This window comes from Enterobacter roggenkampii, from assembly GCF_001729805.1.
Classification (GTDB): domain Bacteria; phylum Pseudomonadota; class Gammaproteobacteria; order Enterobacterales; family Enterobacteriaceae; genus Enterobacter; species Enterobacter roggenkampii.
The window spans coordinates 1,573,013-1,588,424 of the sequence record NZ_CP017184.1; the positions used below are offsets into that span (position 1 = coordinate 1,573,013).

Below are 15,412 nucleotides of genomic sequence, written 5' to 3' on the forward strand. Positions count from 1 at the left end.
AAGCAGTAGTCTTAATGGGGGTAATCTCATATGGAACAGCTGCGTGCCGAACTTAGCCATCTGCTGGGTGAAAAGTTAAGCCGGGTCGAATGCGTGAGTGAAAAAGCCGATACCGCGCTCTGGTCGTTGTACGACAGTGAGGGTAACCCAATGCCGCTGATGGCACGGAGTTTCACGTCACCCGGCGTTGCCAGGCAGCTTGCATGGAAAATGTCGATGCTGGCGCGGGAGGGAACCGTGCGTATGCCAACGGTGTACGGCGTGATGACCCATGAGGAACACCCCGGCCCGGACGTACTGCTGATTGAACGTTTACGTGGTGTACCCGTTGAAGCGCCCGCGCGAACGCCGGAACGCTGGGAACAGCTAAAAGACCAGATTGTCGAGGCGCTGCTGGCGTGGCACCGTCAGGATAGCCGCGGACTTGTCGGGCCGGTCGACAGCACTCAGGAAAATCTCTGGCCGCTGTGGTATCGCCAGCGGGTTGAAGTGCTGTGGGGAACGCTTAACCAGTTCAACAATACCGGTTTAACCATGCAGGACAAACGTATTCTCTTTCGCACCCGGGAGTGTTTACCGGCGCTGTTCGAAGGTTTTAACGATAACTGCGTGCTGATCCACGGTAACTTCACCCTGCGCAGTATGCTGAAAGACCCCCGCAGCGATCAGCTTCTGGCGATGGTGGGGCCGGGGATCATGCTCTGGGCTCCGCGCGAATATGAGCTGTTCAGGCTCAGCGACAGCGGGGCGGCGGAAGGTTTACTGTGGCATTACCTTCAACGCGCCCCCGTTGCGGAAGCGTTTCTCTGGCGGCGCTGGCTCTACCTGCTCTGGGACGAAGTTGCGCAGCTGGTTAACACCGGACGCTTTAATCGCGCAAACTTCGATCTGGCGACTAAATCACTCTTGCCCTGGCTCGCCTGAGGAACCTTTCAGCCACTGCCAGAGGCGTCCGAGCGTCTCATAACCGACGCGATCGCTATGCATTAGCCACGCCGGGGACGGTATCGCCCGCTCCCACGGATTAAGCGGCGCGTCGATGGCCATCTGGTTCGCCGGTGCGGGAAGCGGGTGCAGGCCCTGTTTTTCAAAGAAAATCATCGCGCGTGGCAGGTGCGAGGCGGAGGTCACCAGTAAGAACGGGGCATCGCCAATCGCCTGCTTGACTGCGGCGGCCTCTTCCTCGGTATCTTTCGGGCTGTCCAGAGTGATAATGGAGGAGCGCGGTACGCCGAGTGATTCCGCGACCCGGGCGCCCGCTTCCGCCGTACTCACCGGGTTCGTTTTGGCCGCCGCGCCGGTAAAGATCATTTTTGATCCCGGATTCGCCAGCCAGAGGCGAATGCCTTCGTTTAGCCGTGGCAGGCTGTTGTTGATCAGGTTTGAGCTAGGGGCCCAGTCAGGATCCCAGGTATATCCGCCGCCCAGCACCACGATGTACGCCGCTTTCTGATTTCCCTGCCATGTCGGGTACCTGTTTTCGATGGGGCGTAACAGACCATCAGCCACCGGCTGCAGGCTCAGCAGCAGCAGGACCAACCAGCCGAACGTGATCAGCGTTTTGCCACTCTTCTGAAAGCGACTGAACCACACCAGCGCCAGCCCCAGCGCGATGATGATGAGCAGCAGCGGAAGGGGAAGCATCATCCCTCCAATGTATTTCTTAAGGGTAAAAAGCATCCTTTTTGGTTCCTTTTTTGACCATATAGCAGGTGATTGACGGTGATATTACACCAGAGAGGTTCATTCTCCGCGCGGGTGTGACAAAATAGCGGTTTTGCAGTTAGCGAGTGGAACTCTCCCAATGCGGGATCGCAATTTTGATGACATCGCGGAAAAGTTTTCGCGCAACATTTATGGCACCACGAAAGGGCAGCTCCGTCAGACGATCCTCTGGCAGGATCTGGACACCATTCTGGCTACCTTTGGTGGTCAAACGTTGCGCGTGCTGGACGCCGGTGGCGGTGAAGGGCAGACGGCCATAAAAATGGCGGAACGCGGTCATCACGTCACGCTTTGCGATCTTTCTGCTGAAATGATCGCACGCGCGACGCGTGCGGCAGAAGAGAAAGGTGTGAGCGACAACATGCATTTTATACAATGCGCCGCTCAGGACATCGCACAGCATTTGGAAACCCAGGTTGATCTGATATTGTTTCATGCGGTGCTGGAGTGGGTTGCCGATCCGCTAAGCGTGTTACAAACCCTGTGGTCGATGTTGCGCCCGGGCGGCACGCTGTCGCTGATGTTCTACAATGCTAACGGCTTCCTGATGCACAACATGGTTGCGGGAAACTTCGACTATGTTCAGGTCGGGATGCCCAAAAAGAAAAAACGCACGCTTTCCCCGGACTATCCGCGCGATCCACAGCAGGTCTATGGCTGGCTGGAAGCGATTGGCTGGCAGATTGTCGGGAAGACGGGCGTCAGGGTGTTTCATGATTATCTGCGTGAAAAACACAAACAGCGTGACTGTTTTGACACCTTAACAGAATTGGAAACGCGGTATTGCCGCCAGGAGCCTTTTGTCAGCCTTGGCCGCTATATTCACGTCACCGCGCACAAGCCGCAGATGCAAGGATAACCTATGAGTGAATTTTCCCAGACAGTCCCCGAACTGGTTGCCTGGGCCAGGAAAAACGATTTCTCCATCTCGCTGCCGGTAGACAGACTCTCTTTCCTGCTGGCGGTCGCCACGCTGAACGGCGAGCGGCTGGATGGGGAAATGAGCGAGGGTGAACTGGTGGATGCGTTCCGCCACGTCAGTGATGCGTTTGAGCAAACCAGCGAAACCATTAGCGTGCGTGCCAACAACGCAATTAACGATATGGTGCGTCAACGTCTGCTGAACCGCTTTACCAGCGAGCAGGCGGAAGGAAACGCCATCTATCGCCTGACGCCACTGGGCATCGGCATCACCGATTACTACATTCGCCAGCGCGAATTTTCCACGCTGCGTCTGTCCATGCAGCTGTCGATCGTGGCCGGTGAGCTTAAGCGCGCCGCCGATGCGGCAGATGAAGACGGTGACGAATTCCACTGGCACCGAAACGTCTATGCACCGCTGAAATATTCGGTGGCGGAAATCTTCGACAGTATCGATCTGACCCAGCGCCTGATGGACGAACAGCAGCAGCAGGTGAAAGACGATATCGCACAGCTGCTGAATAAAGACTGGCGTGCAGCCATCTCCAGCTGTGAACTTCTGCTGTCAGAAACCTCCGGTACGCTGCGTGAGCTGCAGGATACGCTGGAAGCCGCAGGGGATAAGCTGCAGGCGAACCTGCTGCGCATCCAGGACGCGACGCTGGCACACGACGATCTGCACTTTATCGACCGTCTGGTGTTCGACCTGCAGAGTAAACTGGACCGCATCATCAGCTGGGGCCAGCAGTCGATCGACCTGTGGATCGGCTACGACCGACACGTGCATAAATTTATCCGTACCGCGATCGATATGGATAAAAACCGCGTCTTTGCCCAGCGTCTGCGCCAGTCGGTGCAGACCTATTTCGATGCGCCGTGGGCGCTGACCTACGCCAATGCCGATCGTCTGCTGGATATGCGCGACGAAGAGATGGCATTGCGTGATGAAGAGGTAACCGGTGAACTGCCGCCGGATCTGGAATACGAAGAATTTAACGAAATTCGCGAACAGCTTGCGGCGATGATCGAAGAACAGCTCGCGGTCTACAAAACCAGACAAGCTCCGCTGGATCTGGGGCTCGTGGTGCGCGACTATCTGGCGCAATATCCGCGCGCGCGCCACTTCGACGTAGCCCGCATTGTGGTAGACCAGGCGGTTCGCCTGGGTATCGCGCAAGCCGATTTCACCGGACTGCCGCCGAAGTGGCAGCCAATTAACGATTACGGAGCCAAGGTACAGGCGCATGTCATTGACAAATATTGAACAAGTGATGCCGGTTAAGCTGGCACAGGCGCTGGCGAATCCGTTATTTCCGGCGCTGGACAGCCAGCTGCGTGCCGGTCGTCACATTGGCTTAGACGAGCTGGATAATCACGCCTTTTTGATGGACTTCCAGGAGTACCTGGAAGAGTTTTACGCCCGCTACAACGTGGAGCTTATCCGCGCGCCGGAAGGGTTTTTCTACCTGCGCCCGCGCTCCACGACGCTGATTCCGCGTTCCGTGCTCTCCGAGCTGGACATGATGGTCGGCAAAATTCTCTGCTACCTCTACCTCAGCCCGGAACGTCTGGCGAATGAAGGGATCTTCACCCAGCAGGAACTTTACGACGAGCTGTTGACGCTGGCAGATGAGAGCAAGCTGCTCAAGCTGGTGAACAACCGCTCCACGGGGTCGGATCTCGATCGTCAGAAATTACAGGAAAAAGTCCGCTCTTCCCTGAACCGTCTGCGTCGTCTGGGGATGGTCTGGTTTATGGGGCACGACAGCAGCAAATTCCGCATTACGGAATCTGTCTTCCGCTTCGGCGCCGACGTGCGTGCGGGCGATGACGCGCGTGAAGCGCAGCTTCGCATGATCCGCGACGGTGAAGCGATGCCGGTGGAAAACCATTTGCAGCTCAATGATGAGCATGAAGAGAATCTGCCGGATAGCGGGGAGGAAGAGTAATGATTGAACGCGGTAAATTTCGCTCACTGACGCTGATTAACTGGAACGGCTTCTTTGCCCGAACGTTCGATCTGGATGAGCTGGTCACGACGCTCTCCGGCGGTAACGGGGCGGGTAAATCCACCACCATGGCGGCCTTTGTCACGGCGCTGATCCCTGACCTGACGCTGCTTCACTTCCGTAACACCACCGAAGCGGGGGCCACAAGCGGTTCCCGTGATAAAGGTCTGCACGGTAAGTTGAAAGCGGGCGTCTGTTATTCGGTTCTGGACGTCATTAACTCCCGCCATCAGCGCGTGGTGGTGGGCGTGCGCCTGCAGCAGGTTGCCGGTCGCGACCGTAAAGTCGACATTAAACCGTTCGCCATCCAGGGGCTGCCAACGTCTGTACAGCCGACGGCGCTGCTGACGGAAACCCTGAACGAGCGCCAGGCGCGCGTGCTGACGCTGCAGGAGCTGAAAGATAAGCTCGAAGCGATCGAAGGCGTGCAGTTCAAACAGTTCAACTCGATTACAGACTACCACTCGCTGATGTTCGATCTCGGCGTGGTGGCGCGTCGTCTGCGTACCGCATCAGACCGTAGCAAATACTACCGCCTGATCGAAGCGTCCCTGTACGGCGGTATCTCCAGCGCCATTACCCGCTCCCTGCGCGACTACCTGCTGCCGGAAAACAGTGGGGTGCGTAAGGCCTTCCAGGACATGGAGGCGGCGCTGCGTGAAAACCGCATGACGCTGGAAGCGATTCGCGTGACCCAGTCTGACCGCGATCTGTTTAAACACCTGATCAGCGAAGCCACTAACTACGTGGCGGCGGACTACATGCGCCACGCCAACGAGCGCCGCGTCCACCTCGATCAGGCATTAGAATACCGCCGCGAGCTGTTTACCTCCCGCAAACAGCTGGTGGCCGAGCAGTACAAGCACGTCGAAATGGCGCGCGAGCTCGGTGAGCACAACGGTGCTGAAGGTGACCTGGAAGCCGATTACCAGGCCGCCAGCGATCACCTGAACCTGGTGCAGACCGCGCTGCGTCAGCAGGAGAAAATCGAGCGCTATGAAGCGGACCTCGACGAGCTGCAAATTCGTCTTGAAGAGCAAAATGAAGTGGTGGCCGAAGCCGCCGAGATGCAGGAAGAGAACGAAGCCCGCGCCGAAGCGGCCGAGCTGGAAGTGGATGAGCTGAAAAGCCAGCTTGCCGATTATCAGCAGGCGCTGGACGTGCAGCAGACGCGCGCGATCCAGTACACCCAGGCACTGCAGGCATTACAGCGCGCGAAAGAGCTGTGCCATCTGCCAGACCTGACGCCGGAAAGCGCCGACGAGTGGCTGGATACCTTCCAGGCCAAAGAGCAGGAAGCCACTGAGAAACTGCTGTCCCTCGAACAGAAAATGAGCGTCGCCCAAACGGCGCACAGCCAGTTTGAGCAGGCCTATCAGCTGGTTGTGGCGATTAACGGCCCGCTGGCGCGTAACGAAGCCTGGGACGTTGCCCGCGAGCTGCTGCGCGATGGCGTGAACCAGCGCCATCTGGCCGAGCAGGTTCAGCCGCTGCGTATGCGTCTGAACGAGCTGGAACAGCGCCTGCGCGAGCAGCAGGAGGCCGAGCGTCTGCTGGCCGAATTCTGCAAGCGTCAGGGCAAACATTACGATTTTGACGAGCTTGAGGCCCTGCATCAGGAACTCGAGGCGCGTATCGCTGCGCTTTCAGACACGGTCTCCAGCGCCAGCGAACAGCGTATGACCCTGCGTCAGGAGCTGGAACAGCTTCAGTCCCGTTCGCAAGCGCTTCTGCAGCGTGCCCCGGTCTGGCTGGCGGCCCAGAGCAGCCTTAACCAGCTCAGTGAGCAGTGCGGCGAGCAGTTCGAATCCAGCCAGGAAGTCACTGAATACCTGCAGCAGCTGCTGGAGCGCGAGCGCGAGGCGATTGTTGAGCGTGATGAAGTGGGCGCGCGCAAGCGTGACGTCGACGAAGAAATTGAGCGCTTAAGCCAGCCGGGCGGTGCGGAAGACCCGCGCCTCAATGCCCTGGCAGAGCGTTTTGGCGGCGTACTGCTGTCTGAGATTTACGACGATGTCGGCCTGGACGATGCGCCATACTTCTCGGCACTGTATGGCCCGTCGCGTAACGCGATCGTGGTGCCGGATCTGTCGCTGATTTCTGAGCAGCTTGCCGGTCTGGAAGATTGCCCGGAAGATCTCTACCTGATCGAAGGGGATCCGCAGTCGTTCGATGACAGCGTGTTCAGCGTCGACGAGCTGGAAAAAGCGGTGGTGGTGAAAATCGCCGACCGTCAGTGGCGCTATTCCCGCTTCCCGGAACTGCCGCTGTTTGGCCGCGCCGCGCGTGAAAGCCGCATCGAAAGCCTGCACGCCGAGCGTGAGACGCTGTCTGAACGTTTTGCGACGCTGTCGTTTGACGTGCAGAAAACCCAGCGCCTGCATCAGGCGTTTAGCCGCTTTATCGGCAGCCATCTGGCCGTGGCCTTCGAAGCCGACCCGGAAGCGGAAATTCGCAAACTCAATACCCGCCGTGGCGAACTGGAACGGGCGATTGCCAGTCATGAAAGCGACAACCAGCAGAGTCGCGTCCAGTTCGAGCAGGCGAAAGAGGGCGTCGCGGCCCTTAACCGTATTCTGCCGCGCCTGAATCTGCTGGCAGACGACACGCTGGCCGACCGCGTGGATGAGATCCAGGAGCGTCTGGATGAAGCGCAGGAAGCCGCGCGCTTCGTGCAGCAGCACGGCAATCAGCTGGCGAAGCTGGAGCCGGTTGTCTCTGTCCTGCAGAGCGACCCGGAACAGTTCGAGCAGTTAAAAGAAGATTATGCCTGGTCACAGCAGGTGCAGCGCGAAGCGCGTCAGCAGGCGTTTGCCCTGACGGAAGTGGTGCAGCGTCGCGCCCATTTCGGCTACTCCGATTCGGCGGAAATGCTGAGCGGTAACAGCGATCTGAATGAAAAGCTGCGTCAGCGCCTTGAGCAGGCGGAAGCGGAGCGTACCCGCGCCCGCGAAGCGATGCGCAGCCACTCCGCTCAGTTGAACCAGTACAACCAGGTGCTGGCCTCGCTGAAAAGCTCCTTCGATACCAAGAAAGAGCTGTTAAACGACCTGCAGAAAGAGCTTCAGGACATCGGCGTCCGTGCCGACAGCGGGGCGGAAGAGCGCGCGCGCATTCGTCGTGACGAGCTGCATGCTCAGCTCAGCAACAACCGCGCGCGTCGCAATCAGCTGGAAAAAGCGCTCACCTTCTGCGAAGCAGAAATGGATAACCTGACCCGTCGCCTGCGCAAGCTGGAGCGCGACTACCATGAAATGCGCGAGCAGGTCGTGACCGCCAAGGCAGGCTGGTGCGCGGTAATGCGCATGGTGAAAGACAATAACGTTGAGCGTCGTCTGCACCGTCGCGAGCTGGCGTATCTCTCTGCCGATGAGCTGCGTTCCATGTCGGATAAGGCGCTGGGTGCGCTGCGTCTGGCGGTGGCGGATAACGAACACCTGCGCGATGTCCTGCGTATGTCAGAAGATCCGAAACGCCCTGAACGTAAAATCCAGTTCTTCGTGGCGGTTTACCAGCACCTGCGCGAGCGTATTCGTCAGGACATTATCCGTACCGACGATCCGGTCGAAGCCATTGAGCAGATGGAAATCGAGCTGGGGCGTCTGACGGAAGAGCTGACCTCTCGCGAGCAGAAGCTGGCGATCAGCTCCCGCAGCGTGGCGAATATCATCCGCAAAACCATTCAGCGCGAGCAGAACCGCATTCGCCAGCTGAACCAGGGTCTGCAGAGCGTGTCGTTTGGACAGGTGAACAGCGTACGCCTCAACGTCAACGTGCGTGAAGCCCACGCGACGCTGCTGGAAGTGCTGTCTGAGCAGCACGAGCAGCACCAGGATCTGTTCAACAGCAACCGTCTGACCTTCTCCGAAGCGCTGGCGAAGCTGTATCAGCGCCTGAATCCGCAGATTGATATGGGACAGCGTACGCCGCAAACCATCGGGGAAGAGCTGCTGGATTACCGTAACTACCTGGAAATGGAGGTAGAGGTAAACCGTGGCTCCGACGGCTGGCTGCGCGCGGAATCCGGGGCGCTCTCTACCGGTGAAGCGATCGGTACCGGGATGTCGATTCTGGTGATGGTGGTACAGAGCTGGGAAGACGAAGCGCGCCGCCTGCGCGGCAAAGACATCTCCCCATGCCGACTGCTGTTCCTGGATGAGGCGGCGCGTCTTGATGCGCGCTCCATTGCCACGCTGTTTGAGCTTTGCGAACGTCTCGATATGCAGCTCATCATTGCCGCACCGGAGAACATTAGCCCTGAAAAAGGGACAACCTACAAGCTGGTGCGTAAAGTGTTCCAGAACAGCGAGCACGTTCACGTTGTCGGGCTGCGCGGCTTTGCGCCGCAGCCGCCGGAGTCACTGCCGGAAACCACGGCGGACGCTTCCTGAAGTGTCTTCTGACCCGAAGCGGCGCTCTGGCGCCGCTTTTTTTTTTAAACTTAACTTGTGCTTAGGGCTGCGTTATCTTTAAACTTCTTTACATAAGGTAAGGCAACAGCTTAGCCGTCTACCTATAATGAAAGAAAGCCCCAACGTGATGGGCATGTCGTGAAAACAGGGGGCAAGGGATGTTGCTTAAGAAAAAATGTGGTCGTCAGCTGTCGGCGCTAAGTTTATGTCTGGCAGTGATGTTTGCTCCACTGTTAACCGCCCAGGCCGATGAGCCTGAAATTGTGCCGACTGACAGCTCGGCAACGACGGGCGCGCAGCCTACGTCGTTGTCCCAGCCGCTGGAGCAATCTCCGGCGACGGCGATAATGGCCGGTATTAAGCCGCTGCCGGAAGGCATCGACGCCGAATCGCTCAGCCAGCAGCTGCAGTCGGGGCTGCCGTCAGGCTACACGCCTGTCTATCTCAATCAGCTCACGCTGCTTTATGCCGCCCGCGATATGAAACCGATGTGGGAAAACCGCGATGCAGTGCGTGCCTTTCAGCAACAGCTGGCGGAGGTCGCAATTGCAGGGTTTCAGCCGCAGTTTACAAAGTGGGTTGAGCTGTTAACCGATCCTGCCGTAACAGGGCAGGCTAGAGATGTGGTGCTTTCCGATGCCATGATGGGTTACCTGCAGTTCGTGGCGGGTATTCCGGTCAATGGCAACCGCTGGCTGTACAGCGATAAGCCGTACAAGCTCGCGACGCCAGCGCTGTCGGTGATTAACCAGTGGCAGTTAGCCCTCGATAATGGCGAACTGCCGCGCTTTATTGCCAGCCTCGCACCGGCGCATCCACAATACGCCACGCTTCACCAGTCGCTCCTCGCGCTGGTGGGCGACTCGCGCCCATGGCCGCAGATGCGCGGCGCCGCGACGCTGCGTCCGGGGCAGTGGAGCAGCGATGTGCCTGCTCTGCGCGAGATCCTGACGCGCTCGGGTCTTCTTGAAGGCGGGCCACATATCGCCCTGCCAGGCGACGATCCGCAAAACGCGGCGGTCAGCCCGTCAGCGCCCGTGAAAGAGAAAAAAGCGATTGCCGTCAGCAATAAACCCGCAGCATACGATCGCGAGCTGGTTGCGGCAGTGAAGCAATTCCAGGCCGCTCAGGGACTGGGAGCCGATGGCGTCATTGGCCAGACGACGCGAGACTGGCTGAACGTATCGCCTGCGCAGCGGGCAGGGGTGCTGGCGCTCAATATCCAGCGTTTGCGCCTGCTGCCGGGAATCCTTTCTACCGGCATTATGGTTAACATTCCGGCGTATTCCCTGGTCTATTACCAGGACGGTAGCGAAAAACTGGCGTCGCGCGTGATTGTCGGGCGTCCGGATCGCAAAACACCGATGATGAGCAGCGCGCTCAATAACGTAGTCGTTAACCCGCCGTGGAACGTGCCGCCGACGCTGGCGCGTAAAGACATTCTGCCGAAGGTCTGGAACGATCCGGGTTATCTGGAACGCCATGGCTATACGGTGATGCGTGGATGGAACAGTAAAGAGGCTATCGATCCTTATATGGTCGACTGGTCGACAATCACGGCTTCTAATCTGCCGTTCCGTTTCCAGCAGGCACCCGGGGCGCATAACTCTTTAGGGCGTTACAAATTCAATATGCCGAGTTCAGACGCTATCTATCTGCACGATACGCCGAACCACAACCTGTTCCAGAAAGATACGCGCGCGCTGAGTTCTGGCTGCGTGCGTGTGAACAAAGCCTCGGAGCTGGCCAATATGCTGCTGCAGGATGCGGGCTGGAACGATACGCGCATTTCGGATGCCCTGAAACAAGGGGATACGCGTTACGTTAATATTCGGCACAATATTCCGGTCAATCTTTACTATCTGACGGCGTTTGTGGGCGAAGACGGGCGGACTCAGTACCGTACAGATATTTACAATTATGATCTCACCGCGCGATCCGGCGCACAAATTTTGCCAAAAGCGGAACAATTAATCAGGTAAATGAAGCAGTTCGGGAAAAATGATTGTCGTAAGTTAGGGTGAATAAGGGGCTAAATCGCTGCAAGCCGCGTATTCACTGGGGTTGGGCGCCTTGACGTACCCGGTTTTGCCAGTTAAGGTGCCCTTCGTGCGCTATGCATATTACGATTTCTTTTACCTGTAGACCTGATTATCATGGACAAATTTGACGCTAATCGCCGCAAACTGCTGGCGTTAGGTGGTGTTGCGCTTGGCGCAGCGGCCATCTTGCCGACGCCAGCATTTGCCACCCTCTCGACACCTCGTCCGCGAGTTTTAACGCTCAACAATCTTCATACCGGTGAGTCGCTAAAAGCGGAGTTCTTCGATGGCAGAGGCTATATTCAGGATGAATTAGCAAGACTAAACCATTTTTTCCGTGATTTCCGCGCGAATAAAATAAAAGCCATCGATCCAGGACTGTTTGATCAGCTTTACCGCCTTCAGGGCCTGCTGGGCACCAGCAAGCCGGTGCAGCTTATTTCTGGTTATCGCTCAGTTGATACCAATAATGAACTGCGCGCCCACAGTCGCGGGGTAGCGAAAAAAAGCTATCACACGAAGGGACAGGCAATGGATTTCCATATTGAGGGCGTTTCGTTAGCCAATATTCGCAAAGCTGCGTTATCTATGCGCGCAGGTGGTGTAGGATATTACCCCAGCAGCAACTTTGTGCATATTGATACCGGTCCGGTTCGGCACTGGTAATAACGAAACACAGGAGCAGTATGAACTATCGTATTATTCCGGTTACCGCGTTCTCCCAGAATTGTTCACTCATCTGGTGCGAACAGACTAAACTGGCCGCGCTTGTCGATCCCGGCGGTGACGCTGAGAAGATCAAGCAGGAAGTCGCCGACAGCGGCGTGACGCTTATGCAGATTTTACTGACGCATGGTCACCTCGACCATGTGGGCGCAGCGGCTGAACTGGCTGAACACTACGGCGTGCCGATTGTCGGTCCGGAAAAAGAAGATGAGTTCTGGCTACAGGGGTTACCCGCCCAAAGCCGCATGTTTGGCCTGGATGAGTGTCAGCCCCTGACGCCCGATCGCTGGCTGAACGAAGGAGAGCGCGTTAGCATAGGGAATGTGACTTTACAGGTGTTGCATTGTCCTGGGCATACGCCAGGCCATATCGTCTTCTTTGATGACCAGTCTCGTCTGCTGATTTCCGGCGATGTGATTTTCAAAGGTGGCGTAGGACGCAGCGATTTTCCGCGCGGCGATCACGGGCAGCTGATTCAGTCGATTAAACAGAAGTTATTGCCGCTGGGTGATGATGTGACGTTTATCCCTGGGCACGGTCCGATGTCGACGCTGGGCTATGAACGGCTCCATAATCCGTTCCTTCAGGATGAAATGCCTGTCTGGTAACCCGCATAAAAAAAGCCTGCATCATGCAGGCTTTTTTATGGGCGCAAATTACAGTACGGCGACAATCGCTTCGCACAGCGGCGCCATGTTGTCAGGCGTCATGCCTGCAACGTTCACGCGGCCAGACGCTACGGCGTACACGCCGAACTCTTCACGCAGACGCAGAACCTGCTCTTTGGTCAGGCCGCTGAACGAGAACATGCCGTTCTGTTTGATGATAAAGCTGAAGTCGCGGTCCGCGCCTTTCTCCGCCAGGGTGTTCACAAACAGCAGGCGCATGCGCTGAATACGCTGGCGCATATCGTTCAGCTCTTGTTCCCAGATGGCGCGCAGCGCATCGTTGCTCAGGATAGTCGCAACGACAGATGCACCGTGTGCCGGCGGGTTAGAGTAGTTAGCGCGGATAACGGACTTCATCTGGCTGAACGCGCGATCGACGGTCTCATCGTTAGCCGCAACCAGCGTACAGGCACCCACGCGCTCATTGTACAGACCAAAGTTCTTGGAGTACGAGCTAGCGACAATCAGCTCCTGATGCACGGCGGCGAACGCGCGCAGGCCTTCGGCATCTTCTTCCAGGCCACGGGCGAAGCCCTGGTAGGCAAAGTCAAACAGCGGCAGCCAGCCTTTTTCTACGGACAGCTTCGCCAGGTGTTCCCACTGCTCAAGCGTTGGATCGATACCGGTTGGGTTGTGGCAGCAGCCGTGGAACAGCACCACGTCACCCGCCTGCGCTTCGCTCAGGCTTGCCAGCAGGCCGTCAAAGTCCAGAGAGTGGTTTGCTGCGTCGTAGTAGGCGTATTCACGCACTTCCAGACCCGCAGAATTAAATACGCTCTTGTGGTTCGGCCAGCTTGGATTGCTTACCCAGACACGCTTCACAGAGGTGTTTTTCGCAAGGAAATCCGCCGCCACGCGCAGCGCGCCGGTACCGCCCGGGGTCTGTGCCGTACGGGCACGTTTGTCACTCACAATTGCACTGCCTTTACCGAACAGCAGCTCCTGGGTGCAGCGACCAAATTCAGGGATACCATCAATACCGAGGTAGTTTTTGGTGGTTTCGTTTTCCAGCAGATACTGCTCAGCTTTCTTAACGCTGGTCAGTACCGGAGTTTTGCCGGTTTCATCTTTATATACACCAATACCCAGGTTGATTTTGCCAGGGCGGTCGTCGGCACGAAACAGATCGGCCAGGCCCAGAATCGGGTCGGCAGGAGCGGCGGTAATGTTCTCAAACATGACGAAGTTCCATTGTGATTACAGAAGTGAAATCCGCTATCAGGTTAACGGTAGATTTACAAAATGCCAACCGTTTGCGACGAAAAGCGTGCGGCTTTTCAAAAGTCGCCATTATTTTCTGTCAGGCATAAAAAAACAGGGCCGAAGCCCTGTTCATTAAGCATATAACAAAGTGGTGTACTGATTAGAACTGGTAGACGAGACCCAGTGCTACAGTGTCATCGTTGTTGATGCCCAGTTTGTTGTCATCTTTCAGCTGGTTGATCTGGTAGTCAACATAGGTGGACATGTTTTTGTTGAAGTAGTAAGTCGCGCCAACTTCGATGTAGTTGATGAAATCTTCATCACCAATGCCTTCTACGTCTTTCGCTTTAGATTTGTAGTAAGCGATGGATGGACGCAGACCGAAGTCGAACTGATACTGAGCGACAACAGAGAAGTCCTGAGATTTGTTAGCGAAACCGCTGCTGCTCAAACGCGCGGCGTTGTGCATTTCGCCGTACAGCGCTGCCAGGTAAATGTTGTTTGCGTCATACTTCAGGCCAGTTGCCCACTGCTCAGCTTTATCGCCTTTACCCCAGACCAGCTTTTGCTGGCTGTTGGTACGGTCAGCTGCGCCGTATGCACCCACAATGCCAAAGCCTTCGAAATCATAGCTAACTGAGGTTGCCCAACCGTCACCGTTAGAACGTACTGCATCATCACGGTCATTTTTGCCCAGGTACTGAACGCCAAAGTTCAGACCGTCAACCAGGCCGAAGAAGCCGCTGTTACGGTAAGTCGCCAGACCACCATTACGGCTGGAGAAGAAGTTATCGCTCTTGCCAGTGTCGCCACCCCATTCTGGCAGCATATCGGTGATGCCGATTGCATCATACACCAGGCCATAGTTACGACCGTAGTCGAAGGAGCCTGCATCACCGAATTTCAGACCTGCGAACGCCAGACGGGTTTTATTACCGCTCTGAGCATCGGCGCCTTCGGAGTTGTTACCCTGGAAGTTGTATTCCCACTGGCCATAACCGGTCAGCTGGTCGTTGATTTTCGTTTCGCCTTTGAAGCCCAGACGAGCGTAAGTCTGGTCGCCATCGTTGCCAGCATAGTCAGAGAAGTAATGCAGACCAACCGCTTTCCCGTAAAGATCCAGTTTATTAGAGTCTTTGTTATAGATTTCTGCAGCGTTGGCTGCACCGGCTACCAGCAGGGCAGGGATTACCACTGCCAGAATATTGCGCTTCATCATTATTTATTACCCTCATTGGTTTTTTTATGACACTCGCCACTGCCGTCAATAAATTCTGTCAATAAATATTTCCGGAACTATTGATGAGAGTTTGGTGTCTTTATGTATCTGACAGGCATCTTTCCATTCGCCGAAGCGTTTCGCTAGCCTGAAAGTGCTACAATTCTCAAGATTGAGTAACCAAAAGAAAATATATGTAACTAAATGTGTATTTTTGGGAACTTTGTGAACCACCTCAAACTTCAGAACGCCCTGGTGAATTAAGCGACAGTATCTATCCTATATATATGAATTCCTTATGATTAATTTGGATAAAGGCAATTCATATAAACAGACGATAAACGACTCGTTTTTTCTTATGACGCCGAAAAGCCTTCTGGATGGCTGTAAAATTGGTTGAAATTTGTGCTATTGCTTGAGGATGTGATAAGCGCAATAAGAATGGGGTTTATTTTTTGTGGCTGGATATTTCGCGGAAACAAAACGT

11 protein-coding genes are annotated in these 15,412 nt (G+C 56.1%); 8 read left to right on the forward strand and 3 right to left on the reverse strand.

Annotation, left to right across the window (positions count from 1 at the left end; translation table 11 throughout):
• Window positions 1–30 precede the first annotated feature (30 nt).
• A complete protein-coding gene (locus tag BFV67_RS07240; RefSeq protein ID WP_008499958.1) occupies window positions 31–924 on the forward strand; it encodes a YcbJ family phosphotransferase in 894 nt (297 codons plus the stop codon).
• Here BFV67_RS07240 and elyC read toward each other — a convergent pair.
• The gene (gene elyC / locus BFV67_RS07245) at window positions 901–1,680 is read right to left on the reverse strand and encodes an envelope biogenesis factor ElyC (RefSeq protein ID WP_069598078.1); all 780 of its coding nucleotides are present in this window, start codon (window positions 1,678–1,680) and stop codon (window positions 901–903) included. The genes BFV67_RS07240 and elyC overlap by 24 nt on opposite strands.
• 124 nt (window positions 1,681–1,804) lie before the next feature.
• Here elyC and cmoM point away from each other — a divergent pair, with 124 nt between their 5' ends.
• From cmoM to BFV67_RS07280, 7 genes are all read left to right on the forward strand, one after another.
• Window positions 1,805–2,584 (forward strand): tRNA uridine 5-oxyacetic acid(34) methyltransferase CmoM, encoded by a 780-nt coding sequence (cmoM, locus tag BFV67_RS07250; protein ID WP_069598079.1) that lies wholly within the window; start codon window positions 1,805–1,807, stop codon window positions 2,582–2,584.
• A gap of 3 nt (window positions 2,585–2,587) precedes the next feature.
• Window positions 2,588–3,910 carry a chromosome partition protein MukF gene (gene mukF / locus BFV67_RS07255; RefSeq protein WP_008499955.1) on the forward strand — a complete coding sequence of 441 codons (1,323 nt, stop codon included), beginning with the start codon at window positions 2,588–2,590 and terminating at the stop codon, window positions 3,908–3,910.
• Complete coding sequence (gene mukE, locus BFV67_RS07260; RefSeq protein WP_008499954.1) at window positions 3,891–4,595, forward strand: chromosome partition protein MukE; 705 nt, start codon at window positions 3,891–3,893, stop codon at window positions 4,593–4,595. The genes mukF and mukE overlap by 20 nt, the downstream gene beginning before the upstream one ends.
• A complete protein-coding gene (mukB, locus tag BFV67_RS07265) occupies window positions 4,595–9,046 on the forward strand; it encodes a chromosome partition protein MukB (protein ID WP_032656443.1) in 4,452 nt (1,483 codons plus the stop codon). Before mukE ends, mukB begins: the two co-directional genes overlap by 1 nt.
• A gap of 179 nt (window positions 9,047–9,225) precedes the next feature.
• Window positions 9,226–11,049: a L,D-transpeptidase gene (gene ldtD, locus BFV67_RS07270; RefSeq protein WP_069598080.1), complete on the forward strand. Its 1,824-nt coding sequence runs from the start codon at window positions 9,226–9,228 to the stop codon at window positions 11,047–11,049.
• Window positions 11,050–11,223: 174 nt separating this feature from the next.
• On the forward strand, window positions 11,224–11,775 hold the full coding sequence (locus BFV67_RS07275; RefSeq protein ID WP_008499951.1) for a peptidoglycan L,D-endopeptidase MepK: 552 nt from the start codon (window positions 11,224–11,226) through the stop codon (window positions 11,773–11,775).
• A 20-nt stretch (window positions 11,776–11,795) separates the two neighbouring features.
• A complete protein-coding gene (locus BFV67_RS07280) occupies window positions 11,796–12,443 on the forward strand; it encodes an MBL fold metallo-hydrolase (RefSeq protein ID WP_008499950.1) in 648 nt (215 codons plus the stop codon).
• Window positions 12,444–12,491: 48 nt separating this feature from the next.
• Here BFV67_RS07280 and aspC read toward each other — a convergent pair whose 3' ends face one another.
• Together aspC and ompF are read right to left on the reverse strand one after the other, a co-directional pair.
• Window positions 12,492–13,682 carry an aspartate transaminase gene (gene aspC, locus BFV67_RS07285; protein WP_008499949.1) on the reverse strand — a complete coding sequence of 397 codons (1,191 nt, stop codon included), beginning with the start codon at window positions 13,680–13,682 and terminating at the stop codon, window positions 12,492–12,494.
• A gap of 184 nt (window positions 13,683–13,866) precedes the next feature.
• Entirely contained in the window at window positions 13,867–14,925 is a 1,059-nt protein-coding gene (gene ompF, locus BFV67_RS07290; RefSeq protein ID WP_063436156.1) for a porin OmpF, read from the reverse strand.
• Window positions 14,926–15,412 lie beyond the last annotated feature (487 nt).